This window comes from Metabacillus mangrovi (assembly GCF_009711125.1).
GTDB classification, from domain to species: Bacteria; Bacillota; Bacilli; order Bacillales; family Bacillaceae; genus Metabacillus_B; species Metabacillus_B mangrovi.
Genome location: NZ_WMIB01000013.1, coordinates 1 through 14,922 on the forward strand (window position 1 = coordinate 1; position 14,922 = coordinate 14,922).

Consider the following 14,922-nt stretch of genomic DNA (forward strand, 5'->3'; position numbering starts at 1 on the left):
CGCGAGCCAAAACATTTTGACCGAAACCTTGAGGCTTCTAACCGCAGGGACTGCGGGGATCGCCTAATCAATAACGGGCGGTTACGCCCGTGTTCTTAGGAATCCCCCACTTCAAATTTCTGCAAGGAAATTAAGTGGGGGTAGTTCAATCTATATGTTGAATCCTCTTTGGAAAGACTGGCCAAAACCGCTGGAGCCAGATGAATCCCTTAAAATAAAAGCTCTGTTAAACTTAGCTGTTGATTGCAGCTAGCAGGCATTCGCTCATCCAGGGACGTGCAGTGAGCCTCCTCCTCGCTTCGCGACTGCGGGGTCTCACCTGTCCCGTTGCTCTCAAGCTCCCGGTCTCACGCCTTCCGTCCCAATCAACATGTGTTAAAAGATCAACACACAATGCCGAAATAAAAAAAGGAATACCTGTCAGGCATCCCTCTTTCAGTGTTTTTTTACTTTTTGCCATGACCCTGAAAAGCGTCCTGTTCCTCTCTTAGGCCATCCGTTGTCAGAGAATTTTCTGCTCCGGCTGTCTCTTTATCCGAAAGGTCCCTCATGTTCTGCTGATATTCTCTTTCACCCGATACAGGACTGTTGAGCGCTTCATCCTCCTGTTCCTGAGCTGCTACGGTCCGTCTGGCATACGGGAGAGCTTCAAGGCGTTCGAACGGTATTTCCTTGCCTGTTTCCTCACAGATTCCGTACGTGCCCTCATCCATGCGCTCTAATGCGCCATTAATTTCATTAAGAACATCTTCATCTATTTCATTGAAAGTCTGCTGCCGCTCTCTGTCATATACTTCAGTCCCCTGATCTGCGGGATGGTTTTCCAGGCCTCCTGAAATCTCACCCGTTGATTCACTTAGAGACTGGTCGAGCTGCTCATCATCCGGCTTTTCTTCAATTTCGTTTTTCATATCCAGCAGCTGCTGCTTCAGCTGGTTCATCTGTTCTTTTGACAATGCCATATTATCCACTCCTTTGTCTGTATGAAGAATTTACCCTTTTTTCCCGTTATAAAACAAAGAAGACGGCTGAGGCAGGATTTGGCTGCTGCTTGCAGAGCGCCGCTCCTGTCTACAGGTGCAGGGAATCAACCTCATTCATTGACAAAGGGCTTCAAATCCCCTTTTAGATTCGGCAGCTGATTTCTCCTGTCAGAGGAGCGTTGTCCTTAAATACAGCCCCCAAAAAAGAGAGGCTGCAGGCCTCTCTGATTTGTGATCTATTTGGCAGTCTGCTCCTCCTTTTCATAAATTGGGACCCAGCCTTCTTTTGTTACAAAAATTCTGACCGCTACTACTTTTCTGTCCTCCTGAAGCGTAAAATAATGGCGAATATTTTCCGGTACAGAGATCAGGTCGCCAGGAGACAGTTCTACATTAAAAAAGGAGCCGTCCTTAGCCTGGATAATAAATACACCATGTCCGCTGACAATAAACCTTACTTCATCATCCGTATGATGGTGCTCCTGCTGAAAATTCTGCAGCAGCTGGTCCAGGTTCGGGTTGCTGTCGGAAAGGGAGATGATGTCCTGGGCCTGATAGCCTCGTCTTTGCGAGATGTCCTTGATTTCCGTCTCAAACGCTTGAAGGATTCCCGCTTTTTCTTCTTCGGTCAAATCATATTTTTCTTTCAGAGAAGCGGGAAGCTTACTTATATCCCACTGCTCATAGATTACTTCCTGCTCTGCCAAAAACGCTGCGACCTGGTCCTGATTGCTGATCCGCTCTTCCGTGCTTTGAAAATAAAGATTTGCCATGATTGTTTCCTCCTCTTATTATTGAAAATTTCTGCACTGCAGAAGTTTAACGTGATAGGAAAATAAAAATTCACACGCTTCCAAATATTTTTTTGCTTCAAATGCATCTCTGCCCCATACGGTAATGCCATGATTTCGGATCAGAACTGCGCCGGCATCTTCACGCACATGCTTTCCAAACTCCTTGGCCAATGCGGGTATATCCGCATAGTTTGGAATAATCGGTACGGTAAAGGATGCATCCTCATCCCAGAGCCCGAATGCTTTAATAATTTCCTGGCCTGTAAAAGTAACATAGCCTCTCTCCGCATAAAGTTCTGAAATGATATTGTTGTCAATCGTATGAACATGGAGACTGCAGCCAGCTTCTGTACGGCTGTAGACTTCTGTATGAAGGAGCGTTTCCGCTGATGGCCTTAAATCTGTTTCCTCTGCCGGCTGGCCGTGCTGATCTACAAGGAGAAAATCCTCTGCTGTTTCCTTGCGCTTATCCTTTCCGCTCGCGGTCACATAGAAGGTTAAAGGATTGCTTCCCGCTTTAATGGCCAGATTTCCGCTTGTGGCAGGAAACCAGTCCCTCTGCGCGAGCTCCCTCTTCACCTCTGCAAGCTCCCTCCAGCATGAATCCAGCTGTGTTCTCATACGGTCACCTTCCTTTTCTCAAGTATGCGGATGACATCAAAAAAGGTTTCAAACGGTTCATAGGGCAGAGCCAGTTCGCGTGCTTGATCGAGCAGATAGTCCCTCGCGATCACAAGGTCCGCCATCTTTGCAGCCTCCAGGTCCGTGACCGAATCACCGATCACGATGATCTCTTCTCCTGCTTCAGCCAGCTGGCGGATGACGGATGGTTTGCAGCAGCCGCATTCATTTTCACAGCTGTTCACGCACGGATGCGGCCATAAAATCTGAATCCGTTCTCCTGAAAAATCTGCGCTGTTGCAGTAAATCCGTTCCCTGCCTGTTTTGCCTTCCAGGAGCGGATGAACAAAAAAATCCATTCCGCCGCTGACGATGTAATAGTCCAACTCTTCTTTTTCCACATACGCTGCAAATTCTGTAAATCCGTCTCTGATTTCTGCCTGCTTTAGTATATAGGAGACAATTCCCGGTTTTTTCGAGGATGGGAGCAGGTTGAACATTGCTCCTACCCCTTCTTTGACAGACATGGTCCGGTTCAGCACCTGATCCTTTAAATAGATCCATTCCTGCGGTGCAAATTGCTTCATAATTTCAATAATGTTGTCATTCTTTGTGATGGTTCCGTCAAAATCACAAAATATCTTCATCTGGCAGCCTCGTACTGGCCCCACAGAGCGAGGGCAATTCTCAGCTGTTCATCCTTCTCTGCCTGTTCATCAAGAGAGAGGCCGGATAAGACTGCGTCCGCCGCAGAACTGAATGCGGCAGCACCGGCTGATGTGCCATTCGGGTGTCCATGAATCCCCCCGCCTGCGTTAATCACACAATCGGTTCCAAAATCCTTCATGAGGATTGGTACGAGGCCAGGGTGGATCCCGGCAGACGGCACCGGAAATGCCTCTCTGAATGGGGAATAGTCTGACTTGCACTCCCCGGCAATCGCAAGCGCCTCGGATTTTTCAAGGGCGACACTGCCATAAGGAGAAGGAAACAGAGAAAAATCGGCTCCGGCCAGCCGCACCAATTTTCCGAGGATCAGAGAATAAGCGACACCATAATGACCGGATGCTCCGAAGGCTCCGCTTACCGCTGGATGGGCCATAACCGGCACCGTTATCTCCGGGTCCTCTGCAAGTGCCTGAAGGACATCCAATCCATATGCATGGACATTGAAAAGCAGGGCAGATGCACCCGCTTCCGAAGCGCGCCTGGCTTTATCGCGAAGCTCATACGTTCTTCCGGTCAAATTGACGGCATACAAGGCTTTCCTTCCAGTCTCGTTTTCAATCTGATCGAGGACCGCTCTGCCCATCCGCACTCTTTCAAAGAAAGGCGCCTGGTCATTTTCGAAAAGGATTTCATCGTCTTTTACAAGGTCCATGCCGCCGGCCAGCTGTTCAGCCAGCTGATCCTTGAGGAAGGCGGTATCTTTGCCGATCACTCCTTTAAAAATACTCATCAGGAGCGGACGGTCATAAATGTTCAGCTTTTCCCTGATTCCTTTTATCCCGAATTTGGGCCCCGGAAAGTGCTGTGCGAACCCACTGGAAAATTCAAGATCGGTCAGCTTTACTTCTCCATCCAGCGACAGCTTCCCAAATACAGTAGTCAAGACAGCGGGCAGATCCGCACTGAAGTTAGCAGCCGGGTAAGCAATTCTGATAAGTCCCTTTGTCCGTTTCCCTCCAAAATACGCGTTCGTTTTCTCATCCTCTTCCAGCTTTTCAACAGAAAGGACAGTTCCTTTATGCTTTTTCAGCTGTTCCTTTTCAAGCTGCGGAAGATCTGTCCACGAACCGATCGTTAAACCGAGGGCGATTCCTTCCGCCTTTTTTTCAAGATCTTCCTTTTGGTCATGCACCAGGTACGTTGCAATTACTTCGCTCACATTTACTCCCTCACTTTTTAAACCAATTAAAAAGCCTCTTCATCGTGAGAGAAGAGGCTGTGCATAGCAATGCTTACAGTATCTTATCTCTCAGCTTTTCCGCTGCAAGATTTAGCACCGTGCCTGAACCACATTGGTTCGGGTCGGTTGCCGGGCTTCATAGGGCCAGTCCCTCCGCCTGCTCTTGATAAGGATGTGTTTAACCTGCTTCGTGCAGGCTAAATATTCAATTAATTTGGATTATTACAGGAATTCTGCCGGCTGTCAATCCTTTTTATCCTGTCAATTTGCTGAAGCTGTAAAAATCCCAAGCTTCGAAATCCTCTCTGCTGCCTCTTGAATACGGGTTTCGTCCGTGAGAAGCGCCGTTCTGAGATATCCTTCTCCATATTGTCCGAACCCGCTGCCCGGCGCCATTACAACATGTGCTTTTTCGAGGAGCAAATCAGAAAATTCCTGGGACGTATAGCCTTTCGGAACCGGAAGCCAGGCGAAAAAGCTGCCTTTAGGCGCTTTAAGCTCCCACCCTATTTCTTTGAACGACTGAACAAGAACGTTTCTCCTGTTTTCATACATCTCCGAAAGTCTCCGTACACTTTCCCCTTCATCCAGCAGCGCTGCAGCTGCAGCGTCCTGTACAGCCCCGAACACACTGACATACATATGATCCTGAAACAGGTTAAGGGCTTCAATTACGGAAGGGTTGCCAGCTGCAAATCCTACACGCCAGCCGGCCATATTAAACGTTTTCGACAGGGTGTAAATTTCGATTCCCACGTCCTTCGCTCCGGGAGTCTGCAGGAAACTAACCGGTTTTTCACCGTCAAAGCCAATCGCTCCATAAGCAAAATCATGCACAGTGCAAATATGATGTGCTTTTGCGAACTCGACGGTTTCCTCGAAAAAAGCTTTCGAGGCCGCTGCACCTGTCGGATTGTTCGGATAGTTTAAAAACATCAGCTTGGAACGGTCCAACACCGCACGGTCCAGCTGACGGTAATCGGGAAGGTAGTGATTTTCCTCGAGCAGCGGCATCAGATGCATGTTTGCACCTGCCATTTCCACTCCCGACCAGTAATCCGGGTAACCGGGGTCCGGGACCAAAGCGGTCTCGCCGGGATTGAGTAGGCACTGCGGCAGTTCTACTAAACCTGCCTTCCCTCCGAAAAGAACGGCAATCTCCGTTTCCGGATCAAGAGTGACCCCATACTCGCGCTTATAAAAAGCGGCTGCAGCTTCCTTTAGCGAAGCTTTGCCCCTGAATGGAGAATATTTATGATTTTCCGGCTGCTCTGCAGCCTCCTGTAAAGCTTTGATGATATGAGGCGGGGTTGGCTGGTCAGGGTTTCCCTGGCCAAGATTAATGATGTCATGTCCCTCTTGAACTTTTTGCGCCGCTTTAAGCGAGAGAGCGGCAAAAAACTGTTCCGGAAGACGGCTCAGCAATCGGGATGGCTCAAAATGCGTCATTTTTTCACCTTCTCTAAAAATTCTTGAAATTACAGTCCCAAATCATATAGTGTTATAGACAAATTGTAAAGCAAAATCTTGTAAAAGAAAGAGGACCTACCATGAAAATCAGCTGCATCCAGTTTGATCTGGCATTTGGAAATCCTGAAGAAAATAAACGCCGCGCTGCAGAGGGGATCAGTCAGGCGGCAAAGGAAAAGCCTGATATTGTGATCCTTCCTGAGCTTTGGAACACCGGCTATGATTTGGCAAGACTTGATGATATAGCCGATCCTGAAGCAAAGGACTCAAGGCTGTTCCTTTCCAATCTCGCTAAACAGCATAATCTGAATCTCGTAGCCGGATCTGTTGCTAAAAAGACGGGCAGCAGCGTAACCAATACGATGCTCATCTTCAACCGGGAAGGAAAAGAGATCCATGAGTACAGCAAGCTGCACTTGTTTAAGCTTATGGATGAACATCATTACCTGACGGGCGGAAGTGAGAGCGGGCTATTCGAGCTTGAGGGCACAGTATGCGCAGGATTTATCTGCTATGATATCCGGTTTCCGGAATGGATGCGCGATCATGCTGCCAACGGTGCGGAAATACTGTTCGTAGCTGCCGAGTGGCCACTCCCCCGGCTCGGGCACTGGCGTTCGCTGCTAATCGCACGTGCGATTGAGAACCAGGCATTCGTCGTTGCATGCAACCGTTCCGGTTCTGACCCGAAAAATGAATTTGCGGGGCATTCCCTTATCATTGATCCATGGGGAAACATTCTGGCGGAAGCTGGAAAAGAGGAAGAAATTCTTACCGCAGAGATCGATTTGAATGAGATTGCAGCCATCCGCCGGCAGATTCCTGTATTTCAGGACAGACGTCCGGAATACTATCAGTCCTTTATCAAAAAGCTCCGCTGATCTTTTGCTAAAGCATTCTGTTCGTAAGACTACGAGTTCAATAGCAGCATGACAGCCGGGACCCCGCAGTCGAGTAGCTGGAGAATTCACCCAATTTCCGCCAGCTGAAATCAGCAGCAGTGAATTATTAAGCCAAAAAAAAATGATTGACAGCCTCCTTCTTAAGCTGGTAACATTTGCATCAAGTGATTGCGAACAAACAAAACATTCAAAAAACTCTTATCGAGAGTTGGGAGAGGGAATTGGCCCGTTGACCCCAACAGCAACCGACCGTAAAACCATTGTGAAATGGGGCGCAGCAACAGGCGCCGGAGTACAGGACTCCATAGGGCACGGTGCTAAATCCGCCGGAAAGCAATATTCTTTCCGGGAGATAAGAGGTGTGGAGATGACTCTTCAAGCCTCTTTCTCAAAAAGAAAGAGGCTTTTTCATGTTCATTTTTACCTTCAGGAGGGATTCAATATGGCGTTGGCCAGCTCATCACTTTACGAACCGTTAAACGAAAGCTCTGCTGCTGCACTTGCCGCAAGACTTGGATTATTCGAAACGAACAGCGTGCTTCAATGCGAAGAAATCGGAGACGGAAACTTAAACCTTGTGTTCCGGATTACAGATTCTAAGTCAGGGCATTCCCTTATTTTGAAGCAAGCCCTTCCGTACGCTAAAGTCATTGGAGAATCCTGGCCGCTAACCCTTGACCGGGCGAGAATCGAGAGCAGTGCGCTCGTGAAACAGGCTGAGCTTGCTCCGGGACTCGTCCCGGAAGTGTGCTATTCAGATCAGACACTTGCTGTCACTGTTATGGAAGACCTTTCCCATCTGCAGATTGCCAGAAAAGCGCTGATCGAGAAAAAAAACCTTCCGCATCTGGCCGGGCAGATTGGCTCATTCATGGCGAGAACGCTATTTTATACAAGTGACTTTGCCTTAAAGCCGCATGCGAAAAAGCAGCTTGTCCTGCAGTATATGAACCCTGATTTATGCAAAATCACGGAAGACCTGGTGTTTACCGATCCATTCTTCGACCATGATTCAAACGATTTTGAGCCTGAGCTGCGTCCTGCTGCAGAAGCATTGTGGGCAGACAGTGAAGTAAAGCTTCATGCTGCAAAGCTTAAGAAGAAATTTTTGACTGAAGCAGATGCCCTTCTGCATGGTGATTTGCATACTGGAAGTATCTTTGTAAGCGAAGAAGAAACGAAAGTCATCGATCCTGAGTTTGCATTTTTCGGGCCGATTGGTTTTGATCCGGGACAGTTTATCGGCAACTTGCTTTTAAACGCTCTTTCACGTGAAGAAGAGGATCAGGATGTGATTTTTGAAGCCATCGAAAAGACATGGTATACATTCTCTGCAACCTTCGCTGCCTCTTGGAAACAGGACAGCCGTGAACGCTTCTCAGAAGTGGACGGCTATCTGGATCATACCCTCGGCCAGATTTTTGAAGATGCGATCGGATTTGCCGGGTGCGAGGTCATCCGCCGGACGATCGGGCTCGCCCATGTGGAAGACCTTGACGGAATCGAACCTTACGAAAAAAGAATACAAGTAAAAACCAGCGCACTGGAGCTTGGGAGAAAACTGATTAAGCAGCGGCATAACCTAACGGAGCCGGGTCAGCTGAAACGGTTTTTCCGCCATGCGATCCTGCGCTGACAGGAGGACACTGACTCATGACACAGCGCAGCTTTACCATTCCCCGTTCAGTTGAATGGAAGGAAACACATATACTATTGCTTGATCAGCAGAAGCTGCCGGCACTATCAGAATACATCGAACTATACAGGATTGAGGATGTATGGGAAGCGATCAAAACGCTCAAGGTCAGAGGCGCTCCGGCCATCGGCATCACCGCGGCATTCGGGCTGGCTCTATCCGCATCCCAATACGAAGAAGACAGTCTTACTGAATTTAAGGAACGGCTGCAAGAAGAGAAAGATTACCTTGCCGGCTCCAGACCGACAGCCGTCAATCTTACTTGGGCATTGAACCGGCTGGCTTCTGCCTGCAAAGGAGTTCAATCTGTAAATGAAGCTAAAACAGTCCTCATCCACGAAGCCATCCAAATCCAGGTGGAGGATGAAGAAACGTGCAGACAAATCGGCGCGCACGGCCTTAAGCTTTTCAGCCGCAACGAACGGATCATGACGATCTGTAACGCCGGCTCCATTGCCACAGCACGCTATGGTACAGCACTTGCGCCATTTTACCTCGCCCAGGAACAGGACTTTCCACTTCAAGTATACGCCTGCGAGACACGGCCGGTATTCCAGGGGGCCAGACTGACCGCCTGGGAGCTCATGCAGGCCGGAGTGGACGTTACTTTGATTACCGACAGCATGGCTGCGTTCACGATCCAGCAAAAAGGCATCTCGGCCATTATTACAGGCGCGGACCGTATCGCACGGAACGGGGACACAGCCAACAAAATCGGCACGTTCAACCTCGCCCTCCTCGCCAGAGCATTCGGGATTCCTTTTTACATCGCTGCTCCCCTCTCCACCTTCGATTTCAGCATCGAAACCGGAGCGGAAATACCGATTGAAGAACGGGATCCGGAAGAAATAACGTTCGCTGCAGGAACCCGTATCGCTCCAGAGGGTGTTGCCGTATACAACCCTGCCTTTGATGTAACGCCTGCCGAATTCATCACCGGCATCATAACAGAAAAAGGCGTCATTTCCGGTAACTACCAAGACGTAATATCCGGACTGTTTGCCCAAACTGCCGCAAACTGAAAAAAGCCGCGAATCTGCGGCTTTTTTAATGAATTTCGATTTCATGAAGGCAGTCCCGGATGCGTTTTTTTATATATTTGATGAAAGCAGTCCTATTTTCGGCTTTTTTAAATAAATTTCGTACAGGCAGTCCCGGTTTTTTCAATAATTTACTGCAAATCCGATCCTGATGGCTGTCTGGAATCCGGTTTCGTGCAGACAAATCTTTTTTATCTTCGAATTGTACGTTTTATCTCCGAAACTATTTTTTTATCTCCGAAACCGGGGCGTTATCTTCGAAATTCTGAATTTATCATCGAAAATCGCAGCATATCGATTATTTGGGAAGAATCGGCATTTTTCGGAGACGCGGCAGGCTAATTTGTCCCCTGCTCGATGGCTGCCCAAAGTTCCTTCGGGTTCAGCTCGTAAATACTGTTATCCCGGTACATGATTCCATTTACGATAAATTCGCGTCTAATCGTGGCAAAATCCTCATGAAAAAGTTTAATTGCTTCATTGAGTTCTTTCTCTGGATACTTGCGGCCGGGGGAAAAACTCTGTGCTATGTAATAAAGAACCATGAGCTTTCGCTTACGCTGAGACGGTATCGTTTTAAGCTTCCCTTCTTTATCAAGGTAATTATGGACAATTTTCATCTGCTCTCCTGTCAGCTCTTTCACGCGGACTTCCTCCCCGGGCTGGATTAATCGAATGATGTCACCAGCATAATTTTCTATTACCTTTTCTTTCAGATAGTAATAAATCGTGTTCTTCTCGCGCTTCTGATCGACGGCATTAATTTCTTTCAGTTTGCTGATATGATGAGTAATGGTCGGCGGAGTCAGTCCAAGAATTCCCGCCAAAGCCTGGCCATGCTTCGGGCCTCCAGCCAAAATGGCGATAATGCGCAAACGTGTAGGATCTCCAAGGGCTTTATGAAATTGTACAAGCCGGTTCAGCTGCATATCCACATCTCCTGTTTAGATACTTATCTAATTAGATGATATTCTAATCTCCTAAACCTGTCAATACCTGTTAATTTATATTGTGGTCGGTTTACTGCCGCTTCTATCCCGCTCAGGAATACACTCGGGAATGATGTGAGGCAAAGTTCTTTACTTCCCGCATTCCGTTCACTGTCCGTGGACTCAGCGCCTGCTTCTATACGTGTGCCAGCTTAACAGCGAATCCCGTCTTCAGCTATCCTTTTTCCGCCAAACCTGCTATTTTATTTGCTTCATAATTTCGTTCGCCTGCTGTTTAGTGACCAGATTCAACTTTGTAAAAACAGCTGTATATCCTGCAATCCTCGCTGTTCTTCCTGCTTTAAACATAAATGCCACCCCTTTCTTTCCTCAAGGAAACTTTTTTACCTTTGATAAATTCTATGTCGCTTGAGCAATTTTGTGACAAGCAAAAGAAAAACCGGATGGTTTCATCCGGTTTGGCTGGTTAGATTTTGTAGGCGATTTTTTCAAGATCGAGCATTACTGCTTTGAGATCGGTTTGTGTTCCTGCATAGCCCGTCAGTGAGCGGTTTTTGCCGATGACCCGGTGGCAGGGGATAAGGATTGGAAGCTTGTTTGCTTTATTGGCCTGTCCGACGGCCCGGACTGCTTTTGGACTTCCTGCTGCTTCGGCTATCTCTGCATAGCTAAGTGAGGCCCCATACGGAATAGCACGGAGCGCTTCCCATACTTTCATCTGAAAAGCAGTTCCTTGCGTTTTTAGAGGAAGCTCAAATTCTTTTCTTTTCCCGCTGAAATATTCCTGAATTTGTATTTTTGCTTCTTCAAGAACTTCTGCAGGCCGGCCGCCATCCTCAAAGACGGCTTCAGATGTGCCCGGAAGGTTTACCTTCGTGATTGATTCTCCATCTGATTCTACGGTAATCAACCCAAGCGGTGTTTCTATATGAATTTTATTCATGTATCTGTTCCTCCGGATCCGGCGGGCAGGGTAATGTAAAAAGTGGTTCCTTTTCCTACCTCGCTTTCGACAGTAACCTGTCCGCAGTGTTCTTCAATGATTTTATAGCTGACCATCAGGCCCAGTCCGGTTCCCCGGTCTTTTGTTGTGTAAAAGGGCTCTCCTAGACGTTTTAATTTATCCTCCGGAATGCCATTCCCTTCATCGCTGATCTGGATGCAGAGGTTTTGTGAATCCTTCATTTTTAAAATGGTTTTAACCATGCCGCCGTTTGGCATCACTTCAATTGCATTCTTTAAAATATTGATGAAGACTTGCTTCATTTGATTTGGTTCGCAGTATATGGATGGAATTTCCCCTGATTCGCGAAGCTCCAGCTGGACATTTGAGAAGATTGCCTGGGCGTTAAGAAGCTCCATTGTTTCCTTCATGATTTTTACGATTGAATTTTGTTCAAAATGCACAGCCTGGGGCTTAGCCAGCACGAGAAATTCTGTGATAATGGATTCGATTCGTGTCAGCTCTGATTTTATCACATTAAAATACATACTGAAATCATCTTTGACACTGCCTTCCAGAAGCTGAATGAATCCTTTAAGGGCAGTCATCGGGTTTCTGATCTCATGAGCGATTCCAGCAGCAAGCTCCCCCACCACATTCAGTGTATCTGATTTCCTGAGCCTGTCTTCAAGCTCCTTTCTCTCGGTGACATCGCGGAATATAGCCAGATGCATATTTTCGTTTAGGTTCAGTTTGATTGAAAAGTCGAGCACTCTTTTATGGCCGTGTCTGGATAGAAAGGTGATTTCCTCTTTTCTTTCCGCTTCTTCCTGGTAATCAAGCAGGAAATCAAAAGGCAGCTCGTTTTCATCCCGAAAAAGCAAAGAATGAAGATTGCACTCCTTCATTTGTTCATGGGTCATGTCAAAAATTTTAGCGGAAACAGGATTGGCAGCCAGGATGTTGTACTCGCTGTCGAAAAGGACGATCCCTTCCATCGCTCCATTAAAGATTTCGCGGAATTTTTCCTCACTTTGGCGGAGCTCCTTTTCCATGCGGATCCGGTCGCTGACATTGCGCAGAATGGTCAAATGCTGGCCCCCGAACACGTTCGCCTTAGAAGTGAACTCCAGCTCCTTGCATTGTCCATTAGGCATATGAAACCGGAGTTCACGCCGGATTGAGCCTGTCTTCACATAATGCTTAAAGGCCGATAAATACCTTGGATCCTCTGGATCGAGAAAGTCTGTAATCGTGCTTTTCAGCAAGCCTTCCATTGGCATTTCAAAAATTTTCGCAGCCCATTCATTCGCCTTAATGATTTTCCCGCTGTGATCCCAGATGACAATTGCATCCATCGCATTTTCGAATACTTCCCTGAAGCGGGCTTCACTTTTATTCAGTTTCGATTCCATTGTCCTTTTATCCGTAATGTCTCTCATAATCGCCATGAAATACCCATTCATTACATTTGCAGTCGTAGTGAACTCGAAGATCTTTCTTGTCCCGCTTTTAAGCCTTACCGGAAGGTCGCCTTTCGCCTTCTCCGATTTAGCCAGCAGAGACCATGAATTCTCTATTTTGAAGCTGTTGTCTTTGTCTATAAAGTCCTTCAGCCGGTAGGACGACAGCTGGTTTTTCTGCAGCTCGAAGCTCTGGCAGAAGGAGGTATTCGCATCCACAAGCCGGCCATGTGCATCATAGATCACGATTCCATCCGGAGCACGGTGGAATAGATCCTGAAACATTTTTTCATTAATGGATCGTTCTCTCTCAAGCAGCTTTTTTGAAGATACGTCCCTCATGATGGACAGATCATAGTCCCCAAAGGCTTTTCTCTTCGCTGAAAATTCAATAAATTTAAGCTGGCCGTTTTTCAGCTTGATGACAATCTCTTCACTCAAAACTCCTTTTTCGGTGAGAATGCCGCGCTGTCTAACCATTTCCTCATGAGGGAAAAGAGCCAGATAATCGTACAGCGAATGCTGCAGCAGCACCTCACGCTCTTCTGCAAACAATAAACAGGCTGCTTCATTTGCATCGATAAAATTCATTTCCTGGTCAAAAATAATGATGGCATCGAGCGCCTGGTTAAAAATGATTTTATGCTTTTCAAGTTCTTTATTTAAATCGGCATTTTCGTTTTTCAGCCGGTTCAATTCGGATTTCAGCCGGGCAATTTGCGCCTCTTCTGTTAATGGACCCATTTCCCCTTACACTCCTTCAACCTTTTTCCATATCCCATACATTAATTTCTACAATAACCTCCATTGTCCTTCCGGATTTAGCTGTTTTAAGACAGAATAAGGAGAATCTTTCCTGTTCTCATGTTTTCTACATATTTCTCATCTATGTAACAAACTCATTAAGTTATGCTGACAAATGGAACGGAAGGCTCCATCGCACCGTTTATTTGTTTTACACTCATCAGGCATGGGTAAAATTATCTTACAGGAAATTGAAATTCTGCAGATGAAAATTGAAATTTTACAGGCAGGTGATCTGAATTGAAAACGAGGGACAGCTATTTCGATAATGCAAAGTTTCTGTTAATCATCCTTGTTGTATTCGGGCATCTCATTCGTTCATTTATTGATAACAATGAAGTCATGCTCCACATTTATAAATTTATTTACACCTTTCACATGCCCGCTTTCATACTGGTCTCCGGTTATTTTGCGAAAGGCTTCAAAAAGAAAGGCTATGTAGGCAAGATCGCCAAAAAGCTGATCGTTCCTTATTTAATTTTCCAGGGGATCTATTCCGTTTACTACTACTTGATTGAAAAGCAGGATAAACTGGAGCTTAATCCGCTCGATCCGCAGTGGTCACTATGGTTTCTGCTCAGCCTGTTCTTCTGGAACCTGATGCTGTTTGCCTTTACTAAATTAAACTGGAAGGCTGCACTGGGGCTTTCATTCCTGCTTGGGATCGCGATTGGATACGCCGACTTCGCCGGCAACTTTTTGAGCATCGGCAGAACGTTTGTATTCTTCCCGCTCTTTTTGCTTGGTTTTTATATGAAGAGAGAGCATTTCTATATGCTCACTTCTGCTAAGGGACGGAGCCTGTCCGTACTTGTTCTTGCGGTTACATTCAGTATGTATTTCTTCCTCGAGTTTGATTTTGAATGGCTGTTTGGCTCTAAGCCTTATTCAGAGTTTGGAGAAGTGCTTGCTGCGGGGGCATTGATCAGGATGACGTTTTACATCATGACAGTGGCTGCCACGCTTAGTTTCCTGGCTATTGTTCCTACTAGAGAGTCATTCTTTACCTCATGGGGAACCAGAACGTTCTACGTCTATCTGCTTCACGGATTTATCATTAATGGAATACGGAACAGTCCGGCAGAAGAGGTTCTCCAGGATTACCAAAGCATCGCGATCTATGCTCTGGCGGCCATTATTTTCACGTTTATTCTATCATCCAATGCTGTAAAAACCGTAACAGAGCCGATCGTTGAGCTAAAGGCGACCAGCCTGAAAAGGAAACTGAAAGCGATACAGCAAACGTAAACCGGTTCATAAAGAGCCGGTTTTTTTCATGAAAAACGGTTTCGCTTTAATGGAATGTGTTAAAATGATTAATGCTTTATGCGCAGGCTGATCGAGCCT

At 46.7% G+C, this 14,922-nt stretch carries 13 protein-coding genes and 2 riboswitches; of the genes, 4 read left to right on the top strand and 9 right to left on the bottom strand.

Annotated elements, in window-relative coordinates; all coding sequences use genetic code 11:
* Window positions 1-446 precede the first annotated feature (446 nt).
* The 6 genes from GKZ89_RS12810 to GKZ89_RS12835 form a co-directional block, all read right to left on the bottom strand.
* On the bottom strand, window positions 447-962 hold the full coding sequence (locus GKZ89_RS12810) for a TraR/DksA C4-type zinc finger protein (RefSeq protein WP_155112803.1): 516 nt from the start codon (window positions 960-962) through the stop codon (window positions 447-449).
* 257 nt (window positions 963-1,219) lie between these two features.
* Complete coding sequence (locus tag GKZ89_RS12815; protein ID WP_155112804.1) at window positions 1,220-1,756, bottom strand: 1,2-dihydroxy-3-keto-5-methylthiopentene dioxygenase; 537 nt, start codon at window positions 1,754-1,756, stop codon at window positions 1,220-1,222.
* Between the two features lie 18 nt (window positions 1,757-1,774).
* Window positions 1,775-2,398 carry a methylthioribulose 1-phosphate dehydratase gene (locus GKZ89_RS12820; RefSeq protein WP_155112805.1) on the bottom strand — a complete coding sequence of 208 codons (624 nt, stop codon included), beginning with the start codon at window positions 2,396-2,398 and terminating at the stop codon, window positions 1,775-1,777.
* Window positions 2,395-3,045 (bottom strand): 2-hydroxy-3-keto-5-methylthiopentenyl-1-phosphate phosphatase, encoded by a 651-nt coding sequence (locus GKZ89_RS12825; RefSeq protein WP_155112806.1) that lies wholly within the window; start codon window positions 3,043-3,045, stop codon window positions 2,395-2,397. Before GKZ89_RS12825 ends, GKZ89_RS12820 begins: the two co-directional genes overlap by 4 nt.
* Entirely contained in the window at window positions 3,042-4,286 is a 1,245-nt protein-coding gene (mtnW, locus tag GKZ89_RS12830; RefSeq protein ID WP_162356830.1) for a 2,3-diketo-5-methylthiopentyl-1-phosphate enolase, read from the bottom strand. Before mtnW ends, GKZ89_RS12825 begins: the two co-directional genes overlap by 4 nt.
* Window positions 4,287-4,366: 80 nt before the next feature.
* Window positions 4,367-4,480, bottom strand: a riboswitch (SAM riboswitch).
* Window positions 4,481-4,568: 88 nt separating this feature from the next.
* Complete coding sequence (locus GKZ89_RS12835) at window positions 4,569-5,756, bottom strand: pyridoxal phosphate-dependent aminotransferase (protein WP_155112807.1); 1,188 nt, start codon at window positions 5,754-5,756, stop codon at window positions 4,569-4,571.
* A 101-nt stretch (window positions 5,757-5,857) separates the two neighbouring features.
* Between GKZ89_RS12835 and GKZ89_RS12840 the strand changes: the two genes are divergently transcribed.
* The 3 genes from GKZ89_RS12840 (at window position 5,858) to mtnA (ending at window position 9,397) form a co-directional block, all read left to right on the top strand.
* Window positions 5,858-6,658, top strand: coding sequence for a carbon-nitrogen family hydrolase (locus GKZ89_RS12840; RefSeq protein WP_155112808.1), 801 nt, complete (start codon window positions 5,858-5,860; stop codon window positions 6,656-6,658).
* 216 nt (window positions 6,659-6,874) lie between these two features.
* A riboswitch (SAM riboswitch) is annotated at window positions 6,875-7,038 on the top strand.
* Window positions 7,039-7,121: 83 nt separating this feature from the next.
* The gene (gene mtnK / locus GKZ89_RS12845; protein ID WP_155112809.1) at window positions 7,122-8,315 is read left to right on the top strand and encodes an S-methyl-5-thioribose kinase; all 1,194 of its coding nucleotides are present in this window, start codon (window positions 7,122-7,124) and stop codon (window positions 8,313-8,315) included.
* Window positions 8,316-8,332: 17 nt separating this feature from the next.
* On the top strand, window positions 8,333-9,397 hold the full coding sequence (gene mtnA / locus GKZ89_RS12850; RefSeq protein ID WP_155112810.1) for an S-methyl-5-thioribose-1-phosphate isomerase: 1,065 nt from the start codon (window positions 8,333-8,335) through the stop codon (window positions 9,395-9,397).
* A 356-nt stretch (window positions 9,398-9,753) separates the two neighbouring features.
* Here mtnA and GKZ89_RS12855 read toward each other — a convergent pair whose 3' ends face one another.
* From GKZ89_RS12855 to GKZ89_RS12865, 3 genes are all read right to left on the bottom strand, one after another.
* Complete coding sequence (locus GKZ89_RS12855; RefSeq protein WP_155112811.1) at window positions 9,754-10,344, bottom strand: DUF2087 domain-containing protein; 591 nt, start codon at window positions 10,342-10,344, stop codon at window positions 9,754-9,756.
* Window positions 10,345-10,831: 487 nt separating this feature from the next.
* Window positions 10,832-11,308, bottom strand: coding sequence for a methylated-DNA--[protein]-cysteine S-methyltransferase (locus GKZ89_RS12860; protein WP_155112812.1), 477 nt, complete (start codon window positions 11,306-11,308; stop codon window positions 10,832-10,834).
* A complete protein-coding gene (locus GKZ89_RS12865) occupies window positions 11,305-13,515 on the bottom strand; it encodes a PAS domain S-box protein (RefSeq protein WP_155112813.1) in 2,211 nt (736 codons plus the stop codon). Before GKZ89_RS12865 ends, GKZ89_RS12860 begins: the two co-directional genes overlap by 4 nt.
* A gap of 300 nt (window positions 13,516-13,815) precedes the next feature.
* Here GKZ89_RS12865 and GKZ89_RS12870 point away from each other — a divergent pair, with 300 nt between their 5' ends.
* Window positions 13,816-14,823: an acyltransferase family protein gene (locus tag GKZ89_RS12870; protein ID WP_155112814.1), complete on the top strand. Its 1,008-nt coding sequence runs from the start codon at window positions 13,816-13,818 to the stop codon at window positions 14,821-14,823.
* Window positions 14,824-14,922 lie beyond the last annotated feature (99 nt).